Source organism: Vibrio sp. D401a (assembly GCF_030248515.1).
Taxonomy (GTDB): Bacteria; Pseudomonadota; Gammaproteobacteria; order Enterobacterales; family Vibrionaceae; genus Vibrio; species Vibrio rotiferianus.
In genome coordinates, this window is record NZ_JAHGAI010000019.1 from 209,111 (window position 1) to 232,599 (window position 23,489).

The 23,489-nt window shown below is 45.2% G+C and carries 24 protein-coding genes; 9 read left to right on the top strand and 15 right to left on the bottom strand.

The annotated features are described in order from the left end of the window. Positions 1 to 349 precede the first annotated feature (349 nt). Positions 350 to 1,186, top strand: coding sequence for a pyruvate, water dikinase regulatory protein (locus KIV41_RS09835; protein WP_005439262.1), 837 nt, complete (start codon positions 350 to 352; stop codon positions 1,184 to 1,186). A gap of 40 nt (positions 1,187 to 1,226) precedes the next feature. Here KIV41_RS09835 and KIV41_RS09840 read toward each other — a convergent pair whose 3' ends face one another. Beyond that, complete coding sequence (locus KIV41_RS09840; RefSeq protein WP_082038688.1) at positions 1,227 to 2,747, bottom strand: EAL domain-containing protein; 1,521 nt, start codon at positions 2,745 to 2,747, stop codon at positions 1,227 to 1,229. Between the two features lie 243 nt (positions 2,748 to 2,990). Continuing rightward, on the bottom strand, positions 2,991 to 4,247 hold the full coding sequence (locus KIV41_RS09845; RefSeq protein ID WP_038886489.1) for an adenylosuccinate synthase: 1,257 nt from the start codon (positions 4,245 to 4,247) through the stop codon (positions 2,991 to 2,993). Between the two features lie 107 nt (positions 4,248 to 4,354). On the opposite strand from KIV41_RS09845, the gene KIV41_RS09850 reads away from it, so the two are divergent. After that, positions 4,355 to 5,221, top strand: a complete 867-nt coding sequence (locus tag KIV41_RS09850; protein WP_045385602.1) for a LysR family transcriptional regulator — start codon at positions 4,355 to 4,357, stop codon at positions 5,219 to 5,221. A 3-nt stretch (positions 5,222 to 5,224) separates the two neighbouring features. On the opposite strand, the gene KIV41_RS09855 is transcribed toward KIV41_RS09850, so the two are convergent. Further along, positions 5,225 to 5,659 carry a DUF6795 domain-containing protein gene (locus tag KIV41_RS09855; protein WP_045385604.1) on the bottom strand — a complete coding sequence of 145 codons (435 nt, stop codon included), beginning with the start codon at positions 5,657 to 5,659 and terminating at the stop codon, positions 5,225 to 5,227. 184 nt (positions 5,660 to 5,843) lie between these two features. On the opposite strand from KIV41_RS09855, the gene KIV41_RS09860 reads away from it, so the two are divergent. The 3 genes from KIV41_RS09860 (at position 5,844) to KIV41_RS09870 (ending at position 7,460) form a co-directional block, all read left to right on the top strand. Beyond that, positions 5,844 to 6,236 (top strand): ribosome recycling factor family protein, encoded by a 393-nt coding sequence (locus KIV41_RS09860; RefSeq protein WP_045385607.1) that lies wholly within the window; start codon positions 5,844 to 5,846, stop codon positions 6,234 to 6,236. A 183-nt stretch (positions 6,237 to 6,419) separates the two neighbouring features. Beyond that, entirely contained in the window at positions 6,420 to 6,911 is a 492-nt protein-coding gene (locus tag KIV41_RS09865) for a DUF2059 domain-containing protein (protein ID WP_045385610.1), read from the top strand. A gap of 99 nt (positions 6,912 to 7,010) precedes the next feature. Continuing rightward, the gene (locus tag KIV41_RS09870) at positions 7,011 to 7,460 is read left to right on the top strand and encodes a YHS domain-containing (seleno)protein (protein WP_020194663.1); all 450 of its coding nucleotides are present in this window, start codon (positions 7,011 to 7,013) and stop codon (positions 7,458 to 7,460) included. Positions 7,461 to 7,526: 66 nt separating this feature from the next. Here KIV41_RS09870 and KIV41_RS09875 read toward each other — a convergent pair whose 3' ends face one another. Then, positions 7,527 to 8,510, bottom strand: a complete 984-nt coding sequence (locus KIV41_RS09875) for a zinc-binding dehydrogenase (protein ID WP_045385613.1) — start codon at positions 8,508 to 8,510, stop codon at positions 7,527 to 7,529. A 152-nt stretch (positions 8,511 to 8,662) separates the two neighbouring features. Here KIV41_RS09875 and KIV41_RS09880 point away from each other — a divergent pair, with 152 nt between their 5' ends. Then, entirely contained in the window at positions 8,663 to 9,550 is an 888-nt protein-coding gene (locus tag KIV41_RS09880; RefSeq protein WP_045385615.1) for a LysR family transcriptional regulator, read from the top strand. 61 nt (positions 9,551 to 9,611) lie between these two features. Here KIV41_RS09880 and KIV41_RS09885 read toward each other — a convergent pair whose 3' ends face one another. Further along, positions 9,612 to 10,133 carry a DUF2058 domain-containing protein gene (locus KIV41_RS09885; protein ID WP_005439241.1) on the bottom strand — a complete coding sequence of 174 codons (522 nt, stop codon included), beginning with the start codon at positions 10,131 to 10,133 and terminating at the stop codon, positions 9,612 to 9,614. A gap of 195 nt (positions 10,134 to 10,328) precedes the next feature. Between KIV41_RS09885 and KIV41_RS09890 the strand changes: the two genes are divergently transcribed. Continuing rightward, positions 10,329 to 11,771, top strand: coding sequence for a glutathione synthase (locus KIV41_RS09890; protein ID WP_285336205.1), 1,443 nt, complete (start codon positions 10,329 to 10,331; stop codon positions 11,769 to 11,771). Positions 11,772 to 11,823: 52 nt separating this feature from the next. Here the strand turns inward: KIV41_RS09890 and KIV41_RS09895 are convergent, their stop codons facing one another. From KIV41_RS09895 to KIV41_RS09915, 5 genes are all read right to left on the bottom strand, one after another. After that, complete coding sequence (locus KIV41_RS09895) at positions 11,824 to 12,009, bottom strand: hypothetical protein (protein WP_020194668.1); 186 nt, start codon at positions 12,007 to 12,009, stop codon at positions 11,824 to 11,826. Positions 12,010 to 12,172: 163 nt separating this feature from the next. Then, positions 12,173 to 13,264: an alkene reductase gene (locus KIV41_RS09900; RefSeq protein WP_285336206.1), complete on the bottom strand. Its 1,092-nt coding sequence runs from the start codon at positions 13,262 to 13,264 to the stop codon at positions 12,173 to 12,175. A gap of 10 nt (positions 13,265 to 13,274) precedes the next feature. Further along, complete coding sequence (locus KIV41_RS09905; protein WP_045385621.1) at positions 13,275 to 13,904, bottom strand: GrxB family glutaredoxin; 630 nt, start codon at positions 13,902 to 13,904, stop codon at positions 13,275 to 13,277. Between the two features lie 79 nt (positions 13,905 to 13,983). Beyond that, the gene (locus KIV41_RS09910) at positions 13,984 to 15,171 is read right to left on the bottom strand and encodes an MFS transporter (RefSeq protein WP_045385623.1); all 1,188 of its coding nucleotides are present in this window, start codon (positions 15,169 to 15,171) and stop codon (positions 13,984 to 13,986) included. A 100-nt stretch (positions 15,172 to 15,271) separates the two neighbouring features. Continuing rightward, on the bottom strand, positions 15,272 to 15,940 hold the full coding sequence (locus KIV41_RS09915; RefSeq protein ID WP_045385626.1) for an SDR family oxidoreductase: 669 nt from the start codon (positions 15,938 to 15,940) through the stop codon (positions 15,272 to 15,274). A gap of 122 nt (positions 15,941 to 16,062) precedes the next feature. Between KIV41_RS09915 and KIV41_RS09920 the strand changes: the two genes are divergently transcribed. Then, a complete protein-coding gene (locus KIV41_RS09920; RefSeq protein WP_045385629.1) occupies positions 16,063 to 16,983 on the top strand; it encodes a LysR family transcriptional regulator in 921 nt (306 codons plus the stop codon). Positions 16,984 to 17,089: 106 nt separating this feature from the next. Here the strand turns inward: KIV41_RS09920 and KIV41_RS09925 are convergent, their stop codons facing one another. From KIV41_RS09925 to KIV41_RS09940, 4 genes are read right to left on the bottom strand one after another with little or no spacing between them, the layout of a single operon-like run. After that, positions 17,090 to 17,395 (bottom strand): NIPSNAP family protein, encoded by a 306-nt coding sequence (locus KIV41_RS09925; RefSeq protein WP_045385631.1) that lies wholly within the window; start codon positions 17,393 to 17,395, stop codon positions 17,090 to 17,092. A 36-nt stretch (positions 17,396 to 17,431) separates the two neighbouring features. Beyond that, positions 17,432 to 17,971, bottom strand: a complete 540-nt coding sequence (locus KIV41_RS09930) for a nucleotidyltransferase family protein (RefSeq protein WP_045385634.1) — start codon at positions 17,969 to 17,971, stop codon at positions 17,432 to 17,434. 8 nt (positions 17,972 to 17,979) lie between these two features. Further along, the gene (locus KIV41_RS09935) at positions 17,980 to 18,357 is read right to left on the bottom strand and encodes an MmcQ/YjbR family DNA-binding protein (RefSeq protein ID WP_045385637.1); all 378 of its coding nucleotides are present in this window, start codon (positions 18,355 to 18,357) and stop codon (positions 17,980 to 17,982) included. A 19-nt stretch (positions 18,358 to 18,376) separates the two neighbouring features. Further along, entirely contained in the window at positions 18,377 to 19,288 is a 912-nt protein-coding gene (locus tag KIV41_RS09940) for a LysR family transcriptional regulator (protein ID WP_010452915.1), read from the bottom strand. A gap of 222 nt (positions 19,289 to 19,510) precedes the next feature. On the opposite strand from KIV41_RS09940, the gene KIV41_RS09945 reads away from it, so the two are divergent. Further along, positions 19,511 to 22,387 carry an amylo-alpha-1,6-glucosidase gene (locus tag KIV41_RS09945; RefSeq protein ID WP_285336209.1) on the top strand — a complete coding sequence of 959 codons (2,877 nt, stop codon included), beginning with the start codon at positions 19,511 to 19,513 and terminating at the stop codon, positions 22,385 to 22,387. Positions 22,388 to 22,488: 101 nt separating this feature from the next. Here the strand turns inward: KIV41_RS09945 and KIV41_RS09950 are convergent, their stop codons facing one another. After that, complete coding sequence (locus KIV41_RS09950; RefSeq protein WP_285336210.1) at positions 22,489 to 23,382, bottom strand: LysR family transcriptional regulator; 894 nt, start codon at positions 23,380 to 23,382, stop codon at positions 22,489 to 22,491. Positions 23,383 to 23,489 lie beyond the last annotated feature (107 nt).

Here is a 23,489-nt window from a genome sequence, read left to right on the forward strand (position 1 = left end):
GTCTTTCTCCAGAAACATTGCAGCTTTGTAGGGATTTATACCAACCTCGAACAGCGGTTGAGCATCCTTGCAGGTCAATGTCATTGAAGACGCAGTATCGAGCTGACAAGCAGCCATTGTAGACAAGGGGCGTTAACTACAACTTCCCAACTGGGGCTTAAACGAATTTTCCGACGCAAACATGGTTCAACACTTTTCGTGGTTGATATGAAAGGCAAACGATTACGTCTTGGCTTAAAAAAACTCCGAAGAATTTTCAAAGCTGTGGGGCACGCAATTGCAAGCCAAACTCATTTATTAATATTATGTAAACCATCCTACTCAAATGAATTTTAAAAATTAAACTAAAATGCAAATAAATAGCCAAAGTCGTGATGTATTCTATGTTTCTGACGGAACGGCCATAACATGTGAGACGTTAGGGCATGTTGTTCTGGGTCAGTTTTCCTTCATTCCTAATGAAAAAACCTTTCCTTTTGTCGAAAGTGAAGACAAAGTCGCCGATGTCATCAAAGAAATCGAGATTTCCTACCAGCGTGATGGGATTAAACCTTTGGTTTTCTTCTCGATTGTTGTGCCAGAAATTCGTGAAATGCTGCTAAAAGCCCCGGCTCATAGCTATGACGTGCTAGAGAGCATTGTGCAGAAAGTGCAAGATGACATTCAGATGGAGCCACAACCAAAGATGCAGCGCTCACGTAGCGTAAGCAAAGATTCGGATACCTATTTCGACCGTATCGCTGCGATTGAATACACGCTTGCTCACGATGACGGCATCACGCTTAAAGGCTTGGATGAGGCCGATATTATCCTTCTTGGTGTTTCTCGCAGTGGCAAAACACCGACCAGTCTGTACATGGCGATGCAATTTGGCTTACGTGTGGTGAACTACCCGTTTATTGCTGAAGACGTCAAGATGATGCGTTTATTGCCGGAGTTTGAAATCCATCGCCACAAGCTGTTTGGCTTAACCATCAACCCAGAACGGTTGAATGAAATCCGTGAGAACCGCTTGTCAGGCAGCGAATACGCCAGCACTGAGCAATGTAAGTTGGAGCTTGATACGGTAGAAGCACTGTTTAGAAGAGAAGCCATTCCTTACATCAACACGTCATCGCTGTCGGTGGAAGAAATTACTACGCGCATTCTTGAAAGAGCAGGGATGAAGCGTCGCTTGTTTGGTTAATCAGAGCCATAGTAAAAGAGCGCGCAGAGCGCTCTTTTGTCTAACCGTTTACGCTCTTAGTTGAGTCCGCGGCTTTGTCGCTTTGCTCAACAAAAGTCATAAACTTATCGTGAGGGATAGGTTTCGAGAAATAGAAGCCTTGGATGTTGTAAAAGCCTAATTGGCGTAAAACCATTAGTTGTGATTCTTCCTCTACTCCTTCCACTACAACAGACATATTGAGTGTTGTTGCTAGTGTGCGCATAGATTCGAGTAAAGGTCGTATGGTTTGACTGTCATTCAAGTTATTGACAAAGACGCGATCGATTTTGATGATGTCAAAAGAATACTGAGTGATAAAATCTAGCCCTGAGTATCCAGTTCCAAAATCGTCAATCGCGATTCGTATCCCTAGCAGAGATAAGCTATTGAGGTGTTTTTTTAGTGTTGATAGTTCAGACTCAGAAAATATCGCTTCTTCCGTTATTTCGAATACCAATCTCTCACAAATAAAGTGTCTGAATCTCAGCCGAGCCTCAATTTCATTGATAAAATCGGCTCGTAAAATAAGGGAGCGGCTAATATTCACGCTGATGTAGCGCTCTTGGAAATGGGATTTGTTTTTCTCTATTAACAAGGCCGCCCTCTCTAGCACTAAGTAGGTGATCTTGTCGATCAGGCCGACTTTTTCTGCTAAAGGTATGAAGATTCCAGGCGAAATAAACCCTTGAACAGGATCAATCCATCTGACCAGTGACTCACCACCGATAACTTTGTTGTCTCTTTGATCAACAATAGGCTGAAAGTGGACCGTTAGGTTTTTATTTTTTATCGCTTTAGCCAAAGAAAACTCTAAGCTGTTTTGTTCCACTTTTCTCGCGGAATACATCAGGTAAGCAAGCATGCAAAATGTCATTGCCAATAACCCAATCCAAAGTTTACTCAGGAGGTAGGTGAAGTAGAAATTTAGCCCAACGCAAGAGAAGACCTTAAGCGGAAAAACGGATGACTCAATTTCTTCAATTCTGATTGGCTCTTTGCCTTTCGCGCTTTTCACCGTTCGGCCAATAACATCGATTCGATAATCCATATCACCAAAGCTAAAAATATCTTCTACCATTTCAACGAGATATTCTTTGGGGTAAAGAACGCTTACTCCTCTCCCATTGTAGCGAGAGAATAATAAAATCAAGGTTTTATCTGGGATTAAGGCACTACGCGTGTACGATAGAGTGACATGTGATTCACTCTCCGCAAGGCGGGCTAGTATCGTTTTGTATATGTGGAAGGATGGTGCGCGCTCACTGCTGGTGCAGCGCACTTTACCATTAGTGTCGAACGTAGCCGCTTCCTTAGCCATACCTAGACTGAAAATGCTACTTCGTAGCTCGTAGATTAAGTGGTCACAACTTTGCTCATAGAAATCATCTTCAAGTAAATAACTTAGCTGATCGATACTCGACAACAATTCAGACTCTATCTGAGAAACGGCAGTTAAAGTGAGGCTCTTGTGATGTTGATTGGCGATTGGAATCATTGCCAACATGGTGACGGAGAAAGATATCACCGCGACAATAAGCATCTTAAAGTTGTCACCAAAGCCGCGATAAGTACGAGTAAGAAGATGATAATTCACAAGAATTTGGAAGCAAAATCGAAAAGTTACACAAAGCTATATGAAGCGTCTCAAATTTAGGAATTATTCTACGTAGAATGTGAGCCCGATCTTATAAAAAATTTAGCTAGAGATATTTGGTTATAAAAAAAGCGGCTTTACCCCGGAAAAGATAAAAGCCGCTTGCCAATAGACGTGTTAATCCACGTCTTAGCGCATAATCATTTGTTCACGACCAGGACCAACCGATACCATTTTCACTGGTACACCCATTAGTTCTTCAATACGTAGAACGTATTTTTGTGCCGCAACTGGTAGCTCTTCGAATTTACGGCAACCAGTAATGTCTTCGCTCCAGCTTTCCATCTTCTCGTAGATTGGTGCTAGTGCAGCCGTTTGAGGCCAAATTGGGTTTTCGCTGTGCTCGCCTTCGTAACCAACACAGATTTTTAGATCTTTAAGACCAGTCAGACAGTCTACTTTTGTTAGTGCAATTTCAGTCGCTGCCTGAAGCTCAACGCCGTTCTTCGTTGCAACAGCATCGAAGTAACCCATGTCACGTGGACGACCGGTTGTTGCACCGAACTCACCCGCTAGTTCACGGAATGCATCTTGCTCTTCCATTGCTGTGATCAGCGTACCTGTACCTACTGATGAGCTGAACGCTTTTGCTACTGCGATAACACGCTCTGGACGCAGAGCAGGAAGGCCACTACCGATACCAGCGTACATAGACACAACGTTTGAAGAGGTTGTCCATGGGTACTCACCGTAAACAAGGTCACGGCCCGCACCTAGCTGTGCTTCGAATAGTAGAGTTTGGTCTTTTGCTTGCAGCTCTTTTAGCGGAAGCGTTACGTTGCAGATAGCATCACGCCAAGGTGCTGACACTTCTAGTAACCAGTTCGCCATCTCTTCAGCGGTTTGTTCGAATTCGAACGTTGGGTAAAGTGCACGTAGTTGTGGAAGTTTCCAGTCCATCCAGAACTTGATGCGTTCTACTAGAACTTCTGGTTGTTTCAACCAACCAACTAGGATGCCTTTTTTCATCACACGGTCACCGTATGCAGGGGCAATACCCTGACGAGTTGAACCGTATGCGTTGTCGCCTAAGCGTTGTTCTTCTAGCGTATCTTCTAGTGCGTGTAGAGGTAGACACAGTGTTGCGCGATCAGAGATGCACATTTTCACTTTCACGCCCGCTTCTTCAACTTCCGCAATCTCCTCAGACAGCGACGCAGGGCTGATAACCATACCCGGACCTAAAACTGCCAAACAGTCAGGGTTGAAAACGCCACTTGGTAGCTGGTGCAGCTTGAACGTACCTAGGTCGTTAACCACGGTGTGACCCGCGTTGTTACCACCTTGGAAACGAATGCTTGCAGAAGCTTGCTCTGCCAAAAAGTCAACGATGCGGCCTTTGCCTTCATCACCCCAGTTTGCACCCACAACAACGATAGACGACATAATTCATTCTCCAAAAACAGACCGGAAAATCTTAGGATGCTCGCATGAATAAGAGAAATTAATTATACTCATTAACTTGATAAGAAAATCATATCGGGTAATTTTCTATGTTAGATTTGAACTGGTTACGTACGTTTGTCACCTTGGCAGAAGTAAAACATTTCGGCAAAACAGCGATTGAACTGCACATGACGCAGCCAAATGTCAGTCTTCATATCAAACAACTTGAACAAGCTACTAGGGCTAAGTTGATTGAGCGGAACCCTGTACAACTGACTCAGGCAGGTAAGCGATTATTAGACACTGCCGAGCACATGTTGAATGAGCTGCAAATCTGCCAGTCTGATCTCAATGCCATTAATGACTTAACGCAAGGAACGCTCTCGATTGCGGCGAGTGATATTGTCTCGCGCCTGTTACTTATCAAGCCATTCCAACAATTCAAAAACGAATATCCCGGTATCGACTTAGCGCTGTTCAACACCACTTCATCGCAAGCGGTAGATTTGGTAAAAAGTGCTCGTGCTGACATCGGTTTTGTTATTGCGCAGAAAGAGAGTCAACCACTGCACTTTACGTCGCTGACCCAGATTCATTGGTGTGCTTTCGGCGATAACATCTTCGATTGGCGAGATAACAGCGAAGAGAACCAAACCCTTATCTTGCTCGGCCACGATACCCGAACTCGTGAGTTGATTGACGCGTCTCTTCCAGAGCTAAACCTGCCAAAACATAGAGTCATGGAAGTGGGCAGTGTGGAGGCTCAAATTGATTGGGCAGAAGCCGGATTCGGAACCGCAATTGTGCCGGACTTCTCACTCGATCCAAGATTGAAACTCTCAAGAAAAGTAACGCCGTTACCCAGCTTCCCCAACACCGATTTTGGCTATATTGTTCGCCAAAACCAAGTGCTGTCTAAAGCCGCGAAACAGCTTCTTAAATGGGTAGCAGAGAATGTGTCTGTAGTGGGGTAATCCCTAATAAAGCTCTTCGAAAGTAAGCGCATTTAGGTCGCAAACACTATAGATTTCATTGGTGACTGGTTCCGTTTGTGTTGTCGGATAAGTGAAGACTTTGAGTGGGGCGTCCAATTTACAGGTCAAGCTTTCAAGAGAAATGAACAGAAGGGGAGAAGGGTGAAATGAGTGTACCTTTGATTGCCATATCTTCACTTCATCACCTTGAAACTCGGTACTCAGATCCAGCTTCACTCGAATATCTTGCAAAGAATGCTGTTGGTGTTTTGAATCTAATAGAACAGCTTCAAAAACAAAGTGCCCTTCGGCATCAGATTGCGTCGAGTCAGAAGCAACACCTTCGAAAACAATCGTCCTTTCTATATTGATGCCCTCGACGGGCTTGCCATTTAAATGTAAATAGCCAGAAATATAAGGGCTTAAAATACGCTCCATTTCTTATATCACCTTGTCCAAGAATGAAAGGTGTCAGAATCTTTAAAGCCTATTGAGTGGGCAAGCATAAACCTCGTATTTTCGACCAAAATCACCACGCTTTGAAAACGATTAGGTTTTCTCGATGAAAAAATGAGGCGAGCTGTTTATCATAGGCGACGAAATTAACCATGCCACTATTGTGATGACTGACAAGATTATCTCCATCCCTCTACCATCTTTGATTCACCGAATTGGTGGGGATCATGCCAAACGAGCTAAAGTTATCGCTGCAGAGAAAAAGTGCGAACTGAAGCGCATCCGACGTTCACGTAATTGGCAAATTACTGGTGAGGCTTTGGATTTGAAAGCGTTTCTCGATCACATTAGGGCCGAAGAAGCTGAGCCGATGCGATTTATGATCAGCAAAATAGAAGTTGGTCTCACCAAACACAGCGATAAGCTCGAACCTTTGGAAGCCAAGCTCGTTAGATTGGTATCAGAAAACCCAAATATTACTTTGGCAGAGTTGATGTCAGAAACAAACTGTACCATCGCGCAAGCGCGAACGGCGCGCTTTGAGGCAGAGATGCTTTGAAAGAGCATATTGAACACGTTTACGGTGCTGGTAGTCATTTATCTTGGCTTATGTAGTGAGGAAGTCCGTTATTGTGATCAGCAGTAGTGCAATGTTGCTCGCGAACTTATAAAGTCATGCCTGTTTAAGCAATTATGTGAATATTCAAAAATATCAATAGCTTTATAGGATGAGGTAAGAGTGATGAGGAAGTTGGTGCTAGTTCTGTTGCTTGTGTTGCCATTACATGTAATGGCTTCAGAAGAAACCAAACTAGAAAAACTTAGTGAACTGCTTGAGATTATGGACATGGATGCGATTGTTGAAACAATTCATGCTCAGGTAAACGAGGTTACTATACAAGCTTCTAAAGGGCTTAACGTCTCAGAGTCGAAGCAAGCCATTATTGAGCAGTACTACCAAGATGTTAACCAGATGCTGAGAGAGGAAGTGAGTTGGGCTAAACTTAAGCCTATGACAATGGATGTCTACATGAGACAGTTCACTGAAGCTGAGATTTCAGCGATGCTAGCTTTCTATCAAACGGACGAAGGCCAGAGCATTTTGAAGAAGATGCCTCAAGTGACCCAAGAGTCGATGATTTTAAGCCAAACTATGATGCAGAATTTAGCACCAAGGCTTCAAGCAAGAATCAAGCAACTTCATGCTGATATTGAAAATCAGAAAGAACTGTAAGCAGGTGACGTTTTTTTGGCTCCTTTGAAATTTTGATTTGAGTTTACCTGTCTCTTGTAAGAGTTGGTTAATATTCAAATCTATTTCAAGGGGGAGATGATGAAGCTGATATTGAAACTGTTGAGTGTGTTCTTCATTTGGGGGAGTTTGACGCTTCCTGCTTTCGCTCTTGATCCTGTTTATAGCGATTTTCTCGGTAAAGCGATTCGTGGTTACGACCCTGTTGCCTACTTCACTCAATCAAAACCAGTCAAAGGTGACAGCGATTTTACTTACCGTTGGAATGATGCCAAATGGTACTTTTCATCGGCTGAAAATCGAGATGCATTCGTGAAAAATCCGGAGAAATTTGCACCGCAATATGGCGGCTATTGTGCTTGGGCAGTGAGCAAAGGCTATACCGCGAAGATAGACCCCAATGCGTGGAATATTCACGATGGAAAGCTCTACCTAAACTACAGCAAATCCGTTCAAGCCTCTTGGCAACAAGACATTCCGGGTAACATTGCGAGCGGGGATAAAAACTGGCCGAAGTTACTTGCAGAATAACGAAGTCCGATAAGATAAAAGGTCGCTATTACAGCGACCTTTTTTGATTGTGGGGAATCTTTAGAGTTACGGTAGCAACAACATTTTTCCCATCACCGAACCACTTTCGATTTTATCGTGTGCTTGCGCCGCTTCGGACAACGGCAGAGTGGTAAACACAGGTTTAATTTTGCCTTGCTCTAGGAGTTCGTAAAGCGCTTCCATGGATGATTTCACTAATGGGTAGTCGTTGAAGTAAGTCGCGTAGATTTCTGAGTAAGTAATGGTTGGCGCTTTGCTAAAGTGCTTAATCGCCTCGGCTTGTAAGTTTGTCTCACCCATACCCGCCAAGAAACCAAACACAACAACGTGACCAAGTGGTGCCAGTACTTCCAAGTCTTGCACTATGGTATCGCCAGCTACTGGGTTAAAGATGTAGTTCACTCCGCGACCTTCGGTGACTTCTTTAACTGACTCTACCCAATCGCTATCAGAGGTAAATGCGTGGTCCGCACCCATCTTCAATGCGTTTTCTGCTTTGTGGGCTTGTCGCTCTAAAGCAATAACGTTTAGACCTGCTAACTTCGCCAATTGAATCAATGCCGTACCCACGCCACCGGACGCTGCGTAAACCAGCGCTGTTTTGCCTTCTTCAACGCGAGCAACGTTATGTAGCATGTGGTAAGCCGTAAAGTAGTTAACAGGTAGAACAGCGGCTTCTTGAAGGTCGACCGATTCTGGTAGCACGACTAACTTATCTGCATCGACAGCAGTAAACTCTGCGTAAGTTGATGCGCCAATTGGGCCAAGAAACGCGACTTTCGTACCTTCTTTTAAGCTTGTGTTGTTTGAATCGGCAATCACGCCACTGCCTTCTACACCAGAGATGTATGGCAACTCTGGCATCATACCTGGAGGCATATTGCCTTTACGGATGATGGTATCAATGAAGTTCACTGGTGCGGCGTGAATGCGAACCAAAACTTGTCCCTCTTTCAATGTTGGTTGTGCAACGTCTTGGTAAACCAGTTTGTCGCTGCCGCCTGTTTGAGTCAGTAATACTGCTTTCATGATGTCATCCTCGTGATTCGATTAATGGGCGTTTGCCCTGTCTGTGAATCAAATACTAGACGCTTGCGCGGAGAGAAAAAATTGGCGATATTGAGTATCACTATTCCAAAAATGGGATAATAGAAATTCATACTCGCTAAAAGGAGTTGTGCGTGAAACGAGTGTTGGATGATTTGCAGGTATTTTGCACCGTGGTAGAAGAGGGCAGTTTAAAGCGCGCCTCTGAGCGGTTAGAAATTCCTCACAGTACGGTGAGTCGACGTATTGAAGCGCTAGAAAACAACTTGGGTTTAGTGCTGCTTCATCGCACCACCCGTGAAGTCAAAGTGTCTACCCGCGGTGAGGAGCTTTATCAAAACTGCTCGGCTCTGCTTGGGACAATTCGCCAGTCGATAGATTTTGCGGTGGATTCTGAAGTTGCTTTTAAGGGGAAGTTGAATGTGTCGATGCCCGTTCGTGCTGGCATTGATTTTCTTGGGGCGTGGCTTATCGATTTTGCAGCAGAGCACCCCGATCTTCAGCTTGATGTTTCTCTGTCGAACGACAATAAGCATCTGATTAAAGATGACATCGATTTAGCATTCCGAGTTGGTCCACTTGTCGATTCCTCTGCAATCGCATTGCATTTATGGGATATTCCATACGTCGTTTGTGCCCACCGTGATTACGTTGTAAACCATCAACTGAGTGAACTCACTCTTTCCATCGAACAGTTGGAATCACTGCCGGGAGTGATAACTCGTCCTGCAATGAACTGGATGTTTGTGAACAAGCAATTTGAAGAAGTCGCTGTATCGCCACAGCAAGGTTTGACGGTGGATGATCTTGGTTTGGCGTATCACGCGATTCAGTCAGGCAAATACATGGGTATGTTGCCAGCGTCTATGGTGAAGGATGAAAACATCGTGACGTTACAAATTGAAAACTTAGAGCCTCGTAAGCGTGTTATGTACGCGTACTATTTAGGACGAAGACACGCGCAGAGCCAGATAAAACACATCGTCGATTACATTCGACAACGCCATCAAGAGAGCGAATAGCAAACACAAAAAAGCCGCGATGGTCGCGGCTTTTTCAATTTGGGTTCCACGTAGTGGAGCATTACCACATCAGATCGTCTGGTACGACGAAATCTGCGTACGGGTCATCTTCTGCCGGGATGTCCGCTTCTGGTTCTTTCTGTTCGATGATCACAGATTCATCGCGTTGAGCAATCTTGTTTGCTACACCACGTGGGATGACAACGTAGCTTTCACCAACAATCGCGATTGCCAAGATGCCTTTGATAAGCTGCTCGCGGATCTCTGACTCAACGTACAGAGATTTCACAAGCGTGCCGTGTGTGAAGTTGTACTTGATGTCGCCATCTTTCAAATCAACCTTATTCATTTCAATCAGTTGGTTGATTTGCGCTTTGATTTCTTTGTTCAAGCGCTCTGCGTTTTGTTGCTCGCTCAATTGCTTGTCACGCTCTAACTGCTGACGTTTGTTCTCTTCAACCGCCGCTTTTACTTCGCGAGCTTGAACGCGTGATTTTTTAGAGCCTTTTTTCGCTTTCTTCAGTTTTTTCTCGTTAACCAAGCCTGCTTTTAGCATCTGCTCTTGAAGGGTAAGTTTTGCCATGATCTATCCAGTTAGTGCGCAATTTTGTGCATTTTAACCAGTCATCCGCCGCAAAGAAAGAGGGTTAAACATACGGCGGGATATGACTCGGCGCTTTGTTGAGCAAAAAAACGAAAAATAAATCGAGAAAGTGTGCGTCTTATTGCAACTTCCAGCGTCTTAAGTACATTAGGCGAAAAATTTTGAAGCAAAAACATGAGTACCTCAGACAAACAAACCATCCCGCAACAAGTGATCGAAGAAGCTTGTGAGTGGGCAATCATGCACGGTGTGGCATTTCGTCAAGCAGATAACACCGCAAGACACTGTCCTTTTAGCTTTGCGCCAATGACGATAGAGCGCGATGTGTTCGCACGTTTGAAGAAAGTGACGCCGTTAATCGCCAAGCTGATCAGTCATGTGTCTGAGGATTATGAATTCCTGCAAACCTCCTTAGCCGAGCTAGGCAAAGCCGATACTTTCTTTGAGCGTTTGTTGGAACTGCATAAAGAGGTTCACCATGAAGCAGCACGCCAACCCCTGTTGTTAATGCGAACCGACTTTATGGATGATCGTCAACACGGCGCGAAAGTCATCGAGTTTAATGGCATTGCGGCTGGGATGGCGCCTTTTGGTCAGCGTGCCACAGAGCTGCATCAATTCCTAAGCTCACAGTGGGGCAGCGTCTACCAACAATGCTTAGAAGATAAAACGGCAACACCAGCTGATAACCAAGGCATGCAGCAACTTGCGCTTGGCATTGCCACTGCCGCGAGAAAAGTCAAAGCGCATTTTAATGAAGAAGGTGCACCGACGTTTTTGATGGTGGTGCAGAAAAACGAAGACAATGTGTATGACCAACACTTACTCGAAGTGGAATTGCAGGAGCTTGGCGTTCGCACGGTAAGACGTACCTTTGAGCAGCTAAGTTCACAGCTATCGAGTGGTGACAATCAACGCCTCTTGTTAGAAAACATTGGCGGTCTTGACGTTGTGTACTTGCGCGCTGGTTATCAATATATGGACTACTTCTCACCAGAGCTAAATGAACCAATCTGTTGCCACACCTTGAGCCAAACTCGTTTGTTCATGGAAAAGCACTACGTAGCGATGAATGCGACCATTAGTCAACAGTTGGCTACCAGTAAATCAATGCAAATGTTGTTAACCATGATGCCGGCATGTGAGTATCAGCGCTGGGGGCTCAATCTTGAAGAAGCCGAGTTGGTCAAAAGCGTATTGGCAGAGATGAAGCCAATTAACACTGACACGATTAAATGGTTTGCTGCCTCTGGCAACAAAGACGAATGGGTGTTGAAAAACCAAGGTGAGGGCGGTGGTCACTGTATCTTTGGTGAAGATATAGCGAAACAACTGAGTCGACTGCCACAAGAGCAATACAGCGCTTGGGCTTTAATGCAGCGTTTGTATCCGCATGAAAGAGAAATACCGACGATTGCAGTGCGTGATGCAAAGCAGAGCGTGGTGACGGACCTTGTGAGTGAAATTGGTTTATTCACGGCGCACTATCAAGGTGAACCTGTAACGCAATTGGATGGCTACGCTGGTTATTTGATTCGCAGTAAACCAGCCAGTGAAAACGAAGGTGGCATCCACAGCGGTAAAGGCATCTTAGATTCTTTAGTGCTGGTGGATTAAAAAGAAACACTCTCCATGAGTAAAACGTGGAGAGTGTTTGTGGATTAGTCGGTTACATGTGGCCCATACCGTGGAACATCCCACCGAAAAGCGCACCCAAGATACTGAAAATAATACCTAAGATGATCATCGCAGGGATTGAAGCGATAGCGAACTTGACCATAAAGATCACCATCGACATAAATGGCATCTTAATATCAACAACCGTCACTTCTTGTTTTGTATTTTCATCAGACACGAGCGTTCTCCTAAATTTGCATTCTGAATATGCAGTCAGTTTATTACACTCAAACTTAAGAAAACGTTGAGCTGCGTTGCGCTTTTCCCTTTATGGGATAGCAACTGATTAATCTGAGAAATACGGCACGCTATGAATCGCTATCACAAGCGGGTAAAGCCTCTCAACCAAGCGCTGGGTAATCTGTATAGCCGTGTTCACTGCCACCAAATAGTGTCGAGCTATCCAGTTCTGCCAGAGGTTGTTGGGACTGTAAGCGCGCAACCAAATCTGGGTTAGACACAAATGGGCGTCCAAACGCGACTAAATCCGCATAACTTTTCTCAAGTACCTCGTCAGCACGCTCTTGGGTGTAACTGCCAGCGACGATAATCGTGTTGGTGAAGTATTCGCGCAGTTCGGTGCGGAAGCTTTCTGGAATCACTGGTGCGTCGTCCCAATCCGCTTCAGACAGGTGCAAGTACGCAATATCACGAGCTTGAAGTTGTTTCGATGCATCAAGGATGGTTGGCACAATGTCTGGGCAGTTCATGTCCTTGAAAGTGATGAAAGGTGCGAGTCGTACACCCACTTTGTTGGCACCAATGGCTTCGCTCACCGCATCGACCACTTCTAACAAAAAGCGAAGTCGGTTTTTGCGAGTTCCGCCGTAGTTGTCGGTTCTGTGGTTTGAATTGGTACGTAGGAACTGGTCAATCAGGTAACCATTACCGCCGTGGATTTCGACGCCATCGAAGCCTGCTTCAATCGCACGTTTCGCGGCATGGGCGAAATCACTCACTACGCGGTCAATATCGGCTTGAGTCATCGCTCGTGGCTCTACACAATCGACCATGTTGCCATTGCCTTGCTCGTCGGCAATCCACACTTGGGTTTCTACGGGTTTTAGTGCTGATGGGGCAATAGGCTGTTCGCCTTTTTGGAATGTTGGGTGTGATACACGACCAACATGCCACAACTGACAAAACATCGCTGCGCCTTGCTCTTTTGCTGCTTGAGTGACGGTTTTCCAGCCTGCCACTTGTTCATCAGTGTAGACGCCTGGTGTGAACGAGTAACCTTGCGAATCATCTGAAATCTGGGTGGCTTCAGAGATGATTAAGCCTGCGGTTGCACGCTGCTTGTAGTAAGTCGCCATCATTTGGTTTGGAATATTTCCCGGTTGGCTAGTGCGCGCTCGGGTCATTGGTGCCATGACTACGCGGTTTTGTAGAGTTAGTTGTTTCAGCTGTGCTGGTTCAAATAGCTTGCTCATGATTGGTTCCTTACTTAAGTAGTGGTACTTGGGTTTTGTTGCTTACCGATTCCATCCAATCTTTCACGGCGTTGTCCCATTGGATTTCTGCGGCGCTGAAGAACCCGCGCAAAATAGAAAATAGGATCGCTTCGTCTACCAAAGTCACATGCTGATAAGAGTCTAGGTTCAACACACTTTTCGCACGTTCGATGAGCGCTTCTACCTCTTTGGCAATGTTTGGTGTGTCTTGCAGAAGTGCGTCAAAATTGAGTGCGTCAGTTTCCTTTTTCGCGCGCCAAGCGAGCTGTGCAGACTGAGTGGCAAACTCTGGTAAATCCATGTTTGACCAACGTGGGTAACCCACCTTCTGCAGTGGAAGAAACGCGATTTTTTGCCAATCTAGCGCTTGTTGAGATGGGTGACTTGTTTCACTTGATGTAGCCAGTTCAAGGAAGTAAGCGATGATATCTAGGCTTTCTGCCATCGCTTCACCGTTGTCTTTGATAAGAAGTGGTACTTGTTTGGTTCCAATCAGGTCTGTTGTGGTTTTGTCGTCGTCATAAGCAATATTGATGACATCGAGTTGGATATTCAGCATGCCAGCAACATAGCGGACGCGAGCACTGAATGGGCAATGTTCGTAAATGTAGAGTTTCATAGTATTTTCCTGGTGATTCGTATTGGGTAGCCCCGCTTGTTCGGGAGGCGTTAAGTCAGGGCTACCAGTAGGGATGAAATTAGTTGTTGAAGCTTGGTGTTAGCTCAGTTTGTTTGCTTTCTTTGCGGTTTGCCTTGGCGATGAATAGCAAACCAATTAGTGGAACAATGATGGCTGCGTAAGGGAGCATGCCAGCGCCCATTTGGCTATCGAGCACCATGCCGCCTAAGAAGCCGCCAAAGGCATTGGCTAAGTTGAACGCAGAGATGTTTGCCGTCGCCGCTAGCTCTTGACCTTCACCACCGTGGTTCATTACTCGAAGCTGCATTGCTGGCACGTTAGCGAATGACGCAATACCAAATACAAAGGCGGTGGCAATAAACAGAACTTTGCTGTCGACAGTTAGGCCGACCAGTACCAGTGACACAATCATCGCGATAGCCCAGAACATGGACGCTTTTTGTAGGTTTTTATCCGATGAGCGACCACCCATGGTGTTGCCGACAATCAGACCGACACCAACGATAACCAAAATCCAAGTCACGTCACTTTCACCAAAGCCAGTGATGTGCATGGCGATAGGGGCGATGTAGCCATACAAAGTCATAAACCCCGACCAAGCAAATACGGTGATCGCAAGGCTGATAAGTAGCATTGGGTTTTTGAACGCAGCCAATTGCGCTTTGACATCTTTTGCTTCCCCATGACCAGTCGATTTGATCACTGAAGTGATAAAGAACAGAGCCACTAAACCAAAAGCGGCAACGGTTAAGAAAGTGGTGTGCCAGCCGAATTGCAAGCCAATCCAAGTACCGCCAGGCACACCTAAAACGTTAGCCAGTGTGAGGCCTGCGAACATCTGTCCGACCGCACGACCTGCCATTTTTTCTGAAACCAAATTGGTCGCCACCACGGCTCCGATGCCGTAGAAAGGACCTTGAACCAAACCTGTGATCACTCGGCTGACCATCAACACAAAGTAGTTCGGTGCGAAAGCGGACAATACGTTGCCGAGAATAAACAGCACCATCAGCCCAGCCAGTACGGCTTTCTTGTTAAAGCGTGCCAAGTAAATCGTAAGTAGCGGGCCGCCAAACACAATGGCAAGCGCGTAGGCACTGATTAGATAACCCGCTTGCCCTTCCGTGATGGACAAAGAGTTGGCGACTTGAGGAAGGATTCCTGCAATAACAAATTCCGCGGTACCGATAGCAAAAGCTGCAAGCGTTAAGATCCATACCTGCAGCGGCATTTTTTCTTTATTCATGGGGGAGTCTCTTTTTTTATTTCGTTTGAACCCATTGGTGCCATGCTTCTTTATTGCTCTGGCACCTTGTTTTTATTTGCGGTTAGCTGAACGTGTGTTGTTAGCCAAGCAGTGCGCCACCATCAACATCAATCACGGCGCCAGTCATGTAGCTGTTTTCAATCAGAAGTAAGTAAGCTTTTGCAACGTCACTGGCTTCACCAACTTTGCCTACGGGCAAGCTATTTTGTGAGCGTCTGAACATGGCATTTCTGTCGTCTTCGTTCATGCCTTGATACGCCTCAGTTTTAGTCAAACCAGGGCTGACCGCATTCACTCGGATAGGAGCCAACTCTTTCGCTAGCACTTTTGTGGTCGCTTCAATGGCCGCGTTGATGGCAGTTTTGACGTAGGTGTTAGCAACAACTTTGCGCGATAACATGCCAGACGTTAGCGTAATTGAGCCGCCTTTCTTGATGTAGCGTGCGCCATGTTTCGCCGCGTTGATTGCGCCCCAAAATTTGGTATCGAACGCGTATTTTGCTTGGGAAACTTCTACATCCACCACTTTGCCTGCCGGAGCATAAGAGCCTGCTGTGACGATCAGGTGGTCAAAAGCACCAATGGTTTCGAAGTAGTGGTAAACCGACTGTTCATCGCTGATGTCTAACCCTGTTTTGCGGCTTGCGACGTGGACAATCGCATTGTCGCTTGCAAGTTGTTGGCTAAGTTCAGCACCAATACCTGATGTGCCACCTAGTACGACGTAAACAGTTTTTTCTGTTTTCATGATTTGTTTCTCCAATTCTTGTTTCGTTGAAGCCAGTATATTGATTGGAAGAAATTTGATAATTGGGTAATATTTGAATTGATTATTCAGTTCAGTCGAATAATGAGGTTTTAGGAGGGAATGTGGACAAGTTTTCGGATATGACGCTGTTTGTCAGCATAGTGAAGAACCAAGGGCTGGCGGCGGCTGGTAGAGAGCTCGGCTTATCGCCAGCAACAGTGACGGCAAGATTGCAGTCGCTGGAAGACCGTTATGGGGTGAAATTACTTAATCGCAGTACAAGGCATATCTCACTGACGGATTCTGGCGCTATGTACCATCAGGCATGCTTGGAAATCATCGACAGCGTTAAAGAGACGGAGAACTTACTCCAAACTGGCACCAAAGAAGTGCGCGGCACACTTAAAATCTCGGCTCCTCGTGATATTGGAAAGCAATACATTTCGCCAATACTGTCGGAATTTAGTCAGCTCTATCCCGATGTGATTCCTTATCTGTATTTGAACGATAACTTATCCAACTTAGCTGAGTCCGGTTTGGACATCGTTATCCGATATGGGGAGCTAGCCGACAGCAACCTTATCTCTCGCAAATTGGCGTCCAGTCGCCGAGTGCTTTGCGCTTCTCCTCAGTATTTGGCAAAGAAAGGCACGCCGATCACGCCACAAGATTTAGCACAGCACGATTGTTTAGCCATGGTTCGCAGCAATGAAGAGTTGAAAACATGGCACTTTCAAGATGAAGAGCAGCACAATGTAGTTACTGTCGTACCGAAGCGTTTTTCTGATGATGGCGAAGTGATTCGTCAATGGGCGTTAGATGGGGCAGGTATTGCGTTGAAATCGATTCTTGATGTACAAGAGGACATCAAACAGCAGCGTTTAGTGACGGTGTTAAATGGCTATATGAAGAACTTCAACGCATCAACTTCTTCCGCAGGTGCAGATTTGAATGTGATTTACCTGAGTCGCCAATATCAACCCAAGCGACTTCGTTTGTTTTTGGACTTCTTGATTGAGCGTTTTCACACTCAATTTCAATAAGGCGAACGTTTCGATGTGTCGCATGAAAAGGTTGCATCGTACAGAGGTTGGGGATTAGTAACACCGCGCTTTTAAGGATATTGGCATCAAGCGCGGTGTGTCTGAGTTAGCTAAAAACAGGTCTGAAGAAGCTGCGTTCGTAACTCAATACACAGTCGGTCTCTTCCGCGAATTTAAAGGCTTGGATGCACTCTTCATCGTTGAGTGAGTTTTCTCGGTATTCCTCATACGCCGCGAGGCTTGGGAATGTAAATAATGCCAGTGCAATATTGTTGGCGCCTTCAGATGGAAGATAGTAGCCGTTGTGTTGTCCGCCAAATTTTTCTACTAACGGAATCCACATTTTTGCGTATTCTTCAAACTCCTTGGTCTTTTTGGCATCAATGACATAACGAACGTAGCAAGTGATCATAAAGATAAAGTCCTTCTTATTTAGTTTATGTTGAGGTTACTTGAGTACAAGTTTTAGGTTTGGCCAAATTGTTAGCCAATTTTTCTTAGTTAATCGTTGTCGAAATAAAACCAATGGTCGTTCTGGATTCCAAGTAAGGTAACCAGAAAACAAAGACTCAAATCCGAACGCTGAGATGCACTCTATCTGGTTCTTTTCGTTCAGTCTTGCAGCAACAGCCGTCTCTTTTTCTGGCCAGTAACTCATCGCATCCAAGGTACTTTGGTAAGGTATATCACCATTCCTTAGGTGCATGTTTGCTTGATTGCGAACTTGCCAGTTGAGCTCTGGCATCATTGCAGCTAACTGGGCTTCATAAATAAACGCTGCCTTGTCATCTGTTTCATTTGGGTCGAAGTAGACAATATCAAGGTCATTAAGTGGGGTTGGCTGCGGTTTGTGATGAAGATGGTCCCAAACTAGATTTCGAACAAAGCCGGCAGCAATGTAGCAATCTGGTAAAGCCAGTGAACGAACGCACTTCATAACCCTCATACGCTCAGGGTCGGCGAGCAATAAGTTAACAAGACCTTCCATGTTAATCCTTAGGATTTGGCTAGTGGCAGTTCAATGCCCAATTCTTCGCGTTTCCGCTTACTCAAGCCAAGTGCAACTAATCGATAAGATTCTGATAAATAGTACTTTAGCTCTTCGTCTAGGCGTCCAGAGGTTTCCGTTTGCTGAATCCACTTCATACCTCGGTTTGCGAAATAAGGGGCAGGAATATAGCCTTCATAATCACTTAAAAAATCGAAGTTTAAAGGGGAAGTCTTAAACGTAAATGCAGGCTGCTTGTCTTTACTCCAGCCACCAATAGCAAACACCTTTCCGCCTACTTTCCAAACGTGCGCGTCGCCCCATTGAACAATATGGGAAGTGGCAGCGAATGAGCCACAGAACTGATTAAATTCATCGTATGTCATCGTTACACCTCGTCCATTTTCAACTTAAACTCTGTGCCAGTTTCGTTATTCTTTCGATCAAAGCTAAGTGAGATTCCGAGGTCTCTCGTCGGTGACGATAAATTCCTACCGTTCCCGGTTTAGCTTTTTTTTCCATAGTTAGTTTCTGCAAACCGAACGACTCCAAATAATCACTCAGATGGCTGGTATAGGACATTACAGCAACGCTGTCTTTAAGGGTATCAATGCTGGCAAGTAATGAGTCAATTTCGTACGTCGGTCTATCATCCAGTTGCTGGCGTTCTCTTTCATTTTGCTTTGGAATGGGATTATCAATGACGTGATTGAACTTTTTTGCGTCATAAGTTACTGAGAGCGCTGGGTATTCGTGCAGCATTCGCTCTGTGACGACTTGACTGAGAAGAGGGTGGCTTGGTGAAACAAAGAAGTCATCAGCGGTTTGAAACAAAGGGATAAACGTGACATCACATTTTTCTGATAGGCCAACGATCTCATGCCCAATAAAGAATTCGATTTGCTCGTTGATTAACGAATCCATCAAAGCGAGGTGATTGCCAAACTCTACGTGAGTAGATGCGGAGGGAGATTGAGCAAGGTGCTCGTCGAGTGCGCGTTTGGCAAACAAAGGCCACCACGCATCGCCCGTTCCCATTTTAATTTTGCCTACTTGGTATTGTTTTCGTTCACCAATGCTTTGCATCATCTGGTTGTACTCGTGCTGCATTGCATTGCTATGACGATAGAGGATGCGCCCATACTCGGTTAGCTCCATACCGTTTGCGTGTCGTTCAAATAACATGACACCAAGGTTGTCTTCTAGCTTTTTCAAGTTGTGGGTGACCGTAGGTTGGCTTAACCCTGCTAACCTTGCAGCTGCACTGATGCTTTTGCAGCGAGCTACAAGTAAAAACTGCTGAAGTGATTTATCCATACGCGTTACCCATAGTTTAAGTGGGAGTATTTTGCACAATAATATTTATAAATCACAAATTTAAAACCTCATTTATTCGAAGATAAATGCCTTTCGTAGATCTCAGTCACGTTCGGTTTAGTGGATATAGATGTTATCTATATCTGTTTGTGGTTCGCCTATTTTCCGTTGAACCAATGGTTTCTTAGACTATCGCCCAAAATAACAATCTAAGGGATAACTATGAAACCAAGTATTATTGCGCTTGCTGTCGCGTCATGTATCGGTTTATCGGGCTGCGGTTCCGATTCAGATAGTCCGGAAGTAGTGGACAAACCAATTATTTCTGCTGACCTGTACTTACGTGGCTTAAACGGCGATTGGGGAACCGCCGAACACGCTAAGCTTAACTATTTAGGCAACAATGAATATGAGACGGTTCTGCGCGTCGCTCGTGGTAGTAACCAATTCAAGATTGCCGATCCGGGTTGGCAAATTGAATACACACACTTTTCAGATCCTGCGGTATTTGACCAGCCTCAAGACTATCTGCCTAAGCCAGAGACGAATGAAGCGTGCATGAACAATGACTGTAACTCGGAAATTACGTTCGCTGATAAAGGGTACTACAAGTTCTCAGTGAACTTTGCCAATGAAAGTAGCGCAACGATGACGGTCACCAAAGCGACGCAGGCCGAAGCCGAGAAGTACTATTCTGATGCTATTATTGATCCAGCCATGGTGCACGAAGGTCACCAAGTAAAAGAAGTCAAACTCTTCGCTAATTACGACGGTAGTAATGAAACGGTGACTTTCTCAGTCAACGATCCAAAAGCGGCACAACGTGAGTTTGGTATATCAACGACAACTGAGTTACGAGATGCTCTCGATCAAGGTATGGTGATTACCGAGCAGGATGGCCCACGAGTTGTGTCTGGTGACACTGCGTTTGACGCGTTGTTTGCGCTAACTCTTAAAGAGCTCGACCAGCTCGCTGTCTCTGAGATCAAAGATGGCAACTATAACTACAACAAGCCAATTAAAGCAGAAGTGTTCGAAACAGGCGCTAAATGGCACTATGTTTGGACACGTGATCTTGCCTATGCGGCTGATTTGTCTTTGGCATTGATGAACCCTACTCGTGTTGAAAATGGTTTGGAATTCAAATTATCTGCGTTCCGTGATTCAACCGATAAACAATATGACGGTGAGCAAATCGTCCAAGATACAGGCACTGGTGGCAGTTGGCCGATCAGTACCGACCGAACAACTTGGGCGCTAGGGGCAGAACGTTTACTGTCGGCACTTGATGGGGAAGACTACAACCAGTTTGCAGAGCGCGCCTACAATGCGGTTAGCAATACACTAGAAGCAGATCGATTAGCAGCGTTTGATCAAGACTCAGGTTTATACACTGGCGAACAGTCTTTCTTGGATTGGCGTGAACAGACATATTCTACTTGGACGCCAGATGATGTTAATGCGATTGGTAGTAGCAAGGCGCTATCAACAAACGTTGTTCACTATCGAGCAATGCGCTTAGCAGCGAAGTTGGCAGAGCAGTTTGACTCTAAAAATGCCGTCAAATATACCGATTGGGCGAATCAGTTGAAGCAATCAATCAATACGCACTTTTGGAATGAGAACCGCGGTATGTACGTCAGCTACCTGTTTGACAACGGGCAGGATATTGCCGTCGATAAATATGACATGCTAGGTGAAGCGCTTGCAATTATAAGTGGCATTGCCAGTGATGCTCAGGCGAAACAAATTATGGAAAACTATCCTCATAGTGAGTTTGGTGTGCCAGTTTATTTCCCTCAACAGCCAGGTGTTCCTGTTTATCACAACCGCGCGATTTGGCCATTTGTCACCGCATATAGCTTACGCGCTGCACATCATACTCAAAACGTGGCAGCGGCTAACAATGCGATTCAATCCCTAGTTCGTGGTACCGCAACGAACCTGTCAAATATGGAAAATTTGGAGTGGTTGTCTGGTAAATCGTTCATTATTCACAGTGATCATGGTGCAGATGCTTCTCTTGATGGCCCAGTAATTAACTCCCAGCGCCAGCTATGGTCGGTAGGTGGTTACCTCAATATGGTAGTCGAAACTATCTTTGGTATTCACACTGAAACAGGACAATTGGAAGTTAAACCGTTCATTACAGGATGGGTTCGCAATCAACTTTTTGCTCAATCAGATCAGATTACATTGGAGAACTTTAGCTTCAAGGGTAAAAATTACTCTGTGACGATTCACCTGCCAGAAGCACAAGGCGAGTCAAACGGTTACTATCCAGTGGAAGAGGTAACGGTTGATGATAATGGTCACTACCAAGTCACCTTGGGTAGTCTTGTCGCTGACGATAGCAGTATAAAAGTGGTGGATGGCGTTAAACCTTACACAACAGAAAGCGCAAAAGTATTTTCTCCAAAAGAGCCTAAGCTCGATGTCGCTCGCGCTAACAATAATGTGACGATTGGTGTAACCAGTGACTACAACATCAACTTGTACCGCAATGGTCAACTGATCCAAAGCAATGTTAATGGAAAAGAGTACAGCGATACCTTAAGCGGCTTTGCGTGTTATTTGGCTGAGAGTATTAATGAACAAGGCTTCCGTTCTAACCCAAGTGAGCCTGTTTGTGTTGGGGAAGATATTCGCGTAAAACTCGAGGGTGAGTACCAACCGTTAAAAGACGATGTATCGGTAGTCACTGTGAGCAAAGATAGTGGTGATGTAAATGGTCTGAGTGCTTTCACCGTTCCTACTAACGGGCGATACCAGCTGGCGGCGTGGTATAACAATAACCTAGGCCAACTAAATACCGGTATTACTAACGCAGTGAAAGAGCTCGAAGTTCTCGACGAATCTGGTCAGTCAGTTGGTAAAGGTTATATTCAAATGGGCCATATTGGTGAGAACAAAGGTATGCGTTACTCAACACCGATTGAAGTCTCTCTAGAACAAGGCAAATCATACCGACTGGTTCTCAAAGACCATTTCAATATGAGTTACTTGAAATCTAATGAAACCTACATTTACTCAGGTGGCGTAGATGGCGAGATGAATGAAGCGCAGATTGCTAATATCCGCATCACGCCGCTTCAATAACGTGAATTGAAGTTCTAAGAAAAAGCCGCTGAGATGATCAGCGGCTTTCTATTTAAGTAACCACTGGATGTTCGTTTTAACGTGAATGTTCAGAAAAGTGCTTACCAGCGCTTGGATTCCGACATGCTGGTGGAGAGGTGGTCGATAAAGGCTCTTAATAACGGTGTGACTTGTTTACGTGTGCCATAGATGGCATGAACGCCTAACGTTTTTGGGTGCCATTCCGGTAACAGTTGAATCAACTTACCATCTGTGAGCATATCCTTCACAGTTGGGAAAGGCTGTAAGCTGATTCCGTTACCATTTAAAGCGGCAGCAAGCAGTACTTCCGGGGTATTCGCGCTGATATTGCCTTTGATGGAGACTGATTCATCACCGTTTGGCCCAGAGAATATCCACTCAGAACGACCAAAATAGCTAAAGGACAGACAATTGTGGTGTCCTAGGTCTTGGGCGTTTAACGGTGCGCCTTTTTGTTCGATATATTTGGGGGACGCACATATCACCGAGCGGCATTCACCTAATTGCTTTGCTACGACATTAGCAGGTAACTCATTGGTGATGCGTATGGCAAGATCAATGCGTGATTCCACGAGGTTTACGGTTTCATCTGTCGACACAATATCAATCGCCACATCAGGCCATTGTTCAACAAAGCTTGTGATTGCATCAATGAGGAAGCTACTCACAATGGAATAGCTTGCGGTAATACGCAATTGACCATTTAGATTCACTCGATTTTGGTTTCGGATTCCGCTTAGGGATTCTTCAAGTGCAAGTAGCTCTCGTGCAATCTCAAGCGTCTCTTTCCCTGCACTGGTTAAGCTGAGGCTTCGAGTTGTGCGGTGGAGTAAACGAGTATCCATCCACTTTTCGAGCTCACCTAAATAACGTGTCACTTTAGTTCGCGAAAGATCGAGATGCTCAGCGGCAGCGCTTAAGCTTCCTCGCTCTACGATCGTGACAAAGACGTTCATTGCCTCAAGTCTGTCCATTCTGTTGCTTCACCTTAAGAAAATCGCCGTCACAGTATATGTCCGGATTTTGCAACAGTGAAAGTTAATTTGCTGTCTATTTCATCTAAAACCAATCAAATAAGATG

Coding starts and splice junctions, on each gene's coding strand:
- KIV41_RS09835 (WP_005439262.1), top strand. CDS start 350: ATGCAAATAAATAGCCAAAGTCGTGATGTATTCTATGTTTCTGACGGA.
- KIV41_RS09840 (WP_082038688.1), bottom strand. CDS start 2,747: ATGCTTATTGTCGCGGTGATATCTTTCTCCGTCACCATGTTGGCAATG.
- KIV41_RS09845 (WP_038886489.1), bottom strand. CDS start 4,247: ATGTCGTCTATCGTTGTTGTGGGTGCAAACTGGGGTGATGAAGGCAAA.
- KIV41_RS09850 (WP_045385602.1), top strand. CDS start 4,355: ATGTTAGATTTGAACTGGTTACGTACGTTTGTCACCTTGGCAGAAGTA.
- KIV41_RS09855 (WP_045385604.1), bottom strand. CDS start 5,659: ATGGAGCGTATTTTAAGCCCTTATATTTCTGGCTATTTACATTTAAAT.
- KIV41_RS09860 (WP_045385607.1), top strand. CDS start 5,844: ATGACTGACAAGATTATCTCCATCCCTCTACCATCTTTGATTCACCGA.
- KIV41_RS09865 (WP_045385610.1), top strand. CDS start 6,420: ATGAGGAAGTTGGTGCTAGTTCTGTTGCTTGTGTTGCCATTACATGTA.
- KIV41_RS09870 (WP_020194663.1), top strand. CDS start 7,011: ATGAAGCTGATATTGAAACTGTTGAGTGTGTTCTTCATTTGGGGGAGT.
- KIV41_RS09875 (WP_045385613.1), bottom strand. CDS start 8,510: ATGAAAGCAGTATTACTGACTCAAACAGGCGGCAGCGACAAACTGGTT.
- KIV41_RS09885 (WP_005439241.1), bottom strand. CDS start 10,133: ATGGCAAAACTTACCCTTCAAGAGCAGATGCTAAAAGCAGGCTTGGTT.
- KIV41_RS09890 (WP_285336205.1), top strand. CDS start 10,329: ATGAGTACCTCAGACAAACAAACCATCCCGCAACAAGTGATCGAAGAA.
- KIV41_RS09900 (WP_285336206.1), bottom strand. CDS start 13,264: ATGAGCAAGCTATTTGAACCAGCACAGCTGAAACAACTAACTCTACAA.
- KIV41_RS09905 (WP_045385621.1), bottom strand. CDS start 13,904: ATGAAACTCTACATTTACGAACATTGCCCATTCAGTGCTCGCGTCCGC.
- KIV41_RS09910 (WP_045385623.1), bottom strand. CDS start 15,171: ATGAATAAAGAAAAAATGCCGCTGCAGGTATGGATCTTAACGCTTGCA.
- KIV41_RS09915 (WP_045385626.1), bottom strand. CDS start 15,940: ATGAAAACAGAAAAAACTGTTTACGTCGTACTAGGTGGCACATCAGGT.
- KIV41_RS09925 (WP_045385631.1), bottom strand. CDS start 17,395: ATGATCACTTGCTACGTTCGTTATGTCATTGATGCCAAAAAGACCAAG.
- KIV41_RS09930 (WP_045385634.1), bottom strand. CDS start 17,971: ATGGAAGGTCTTGTTAACTTATTGCTCGCCGACCCTGAGCGTATGAGG.
- KIV41_RS09935 (WP_045385637.1), bottom strand. CDS start 18,357: ATGACATACGATGAATTTAATCAGTTCTGTGGCTCATTCGCTGCCACT.
- KIV41_RS09940 (WP_010452915.1), bottom strand. CDS start 19,288: ATGGATAAATCACTTCAGCAGTTTTTACTTGTAGCTCGCTGCAAAAGC.
- KIV41_RS09945 (WP_285336209.1), top strand. CDS start 19,511: ATGAAACCAAGTATTATTGCGCTTGCTGTCGCGTCATGTATCGGTTTA.
- KIV41_RS09950 (WP_285336210.1), bottom strand. CDS start 23,382: ATGGACAGACTTGAGGCAATGAACGTCTTTGTCACGATCGTAGAGCGA.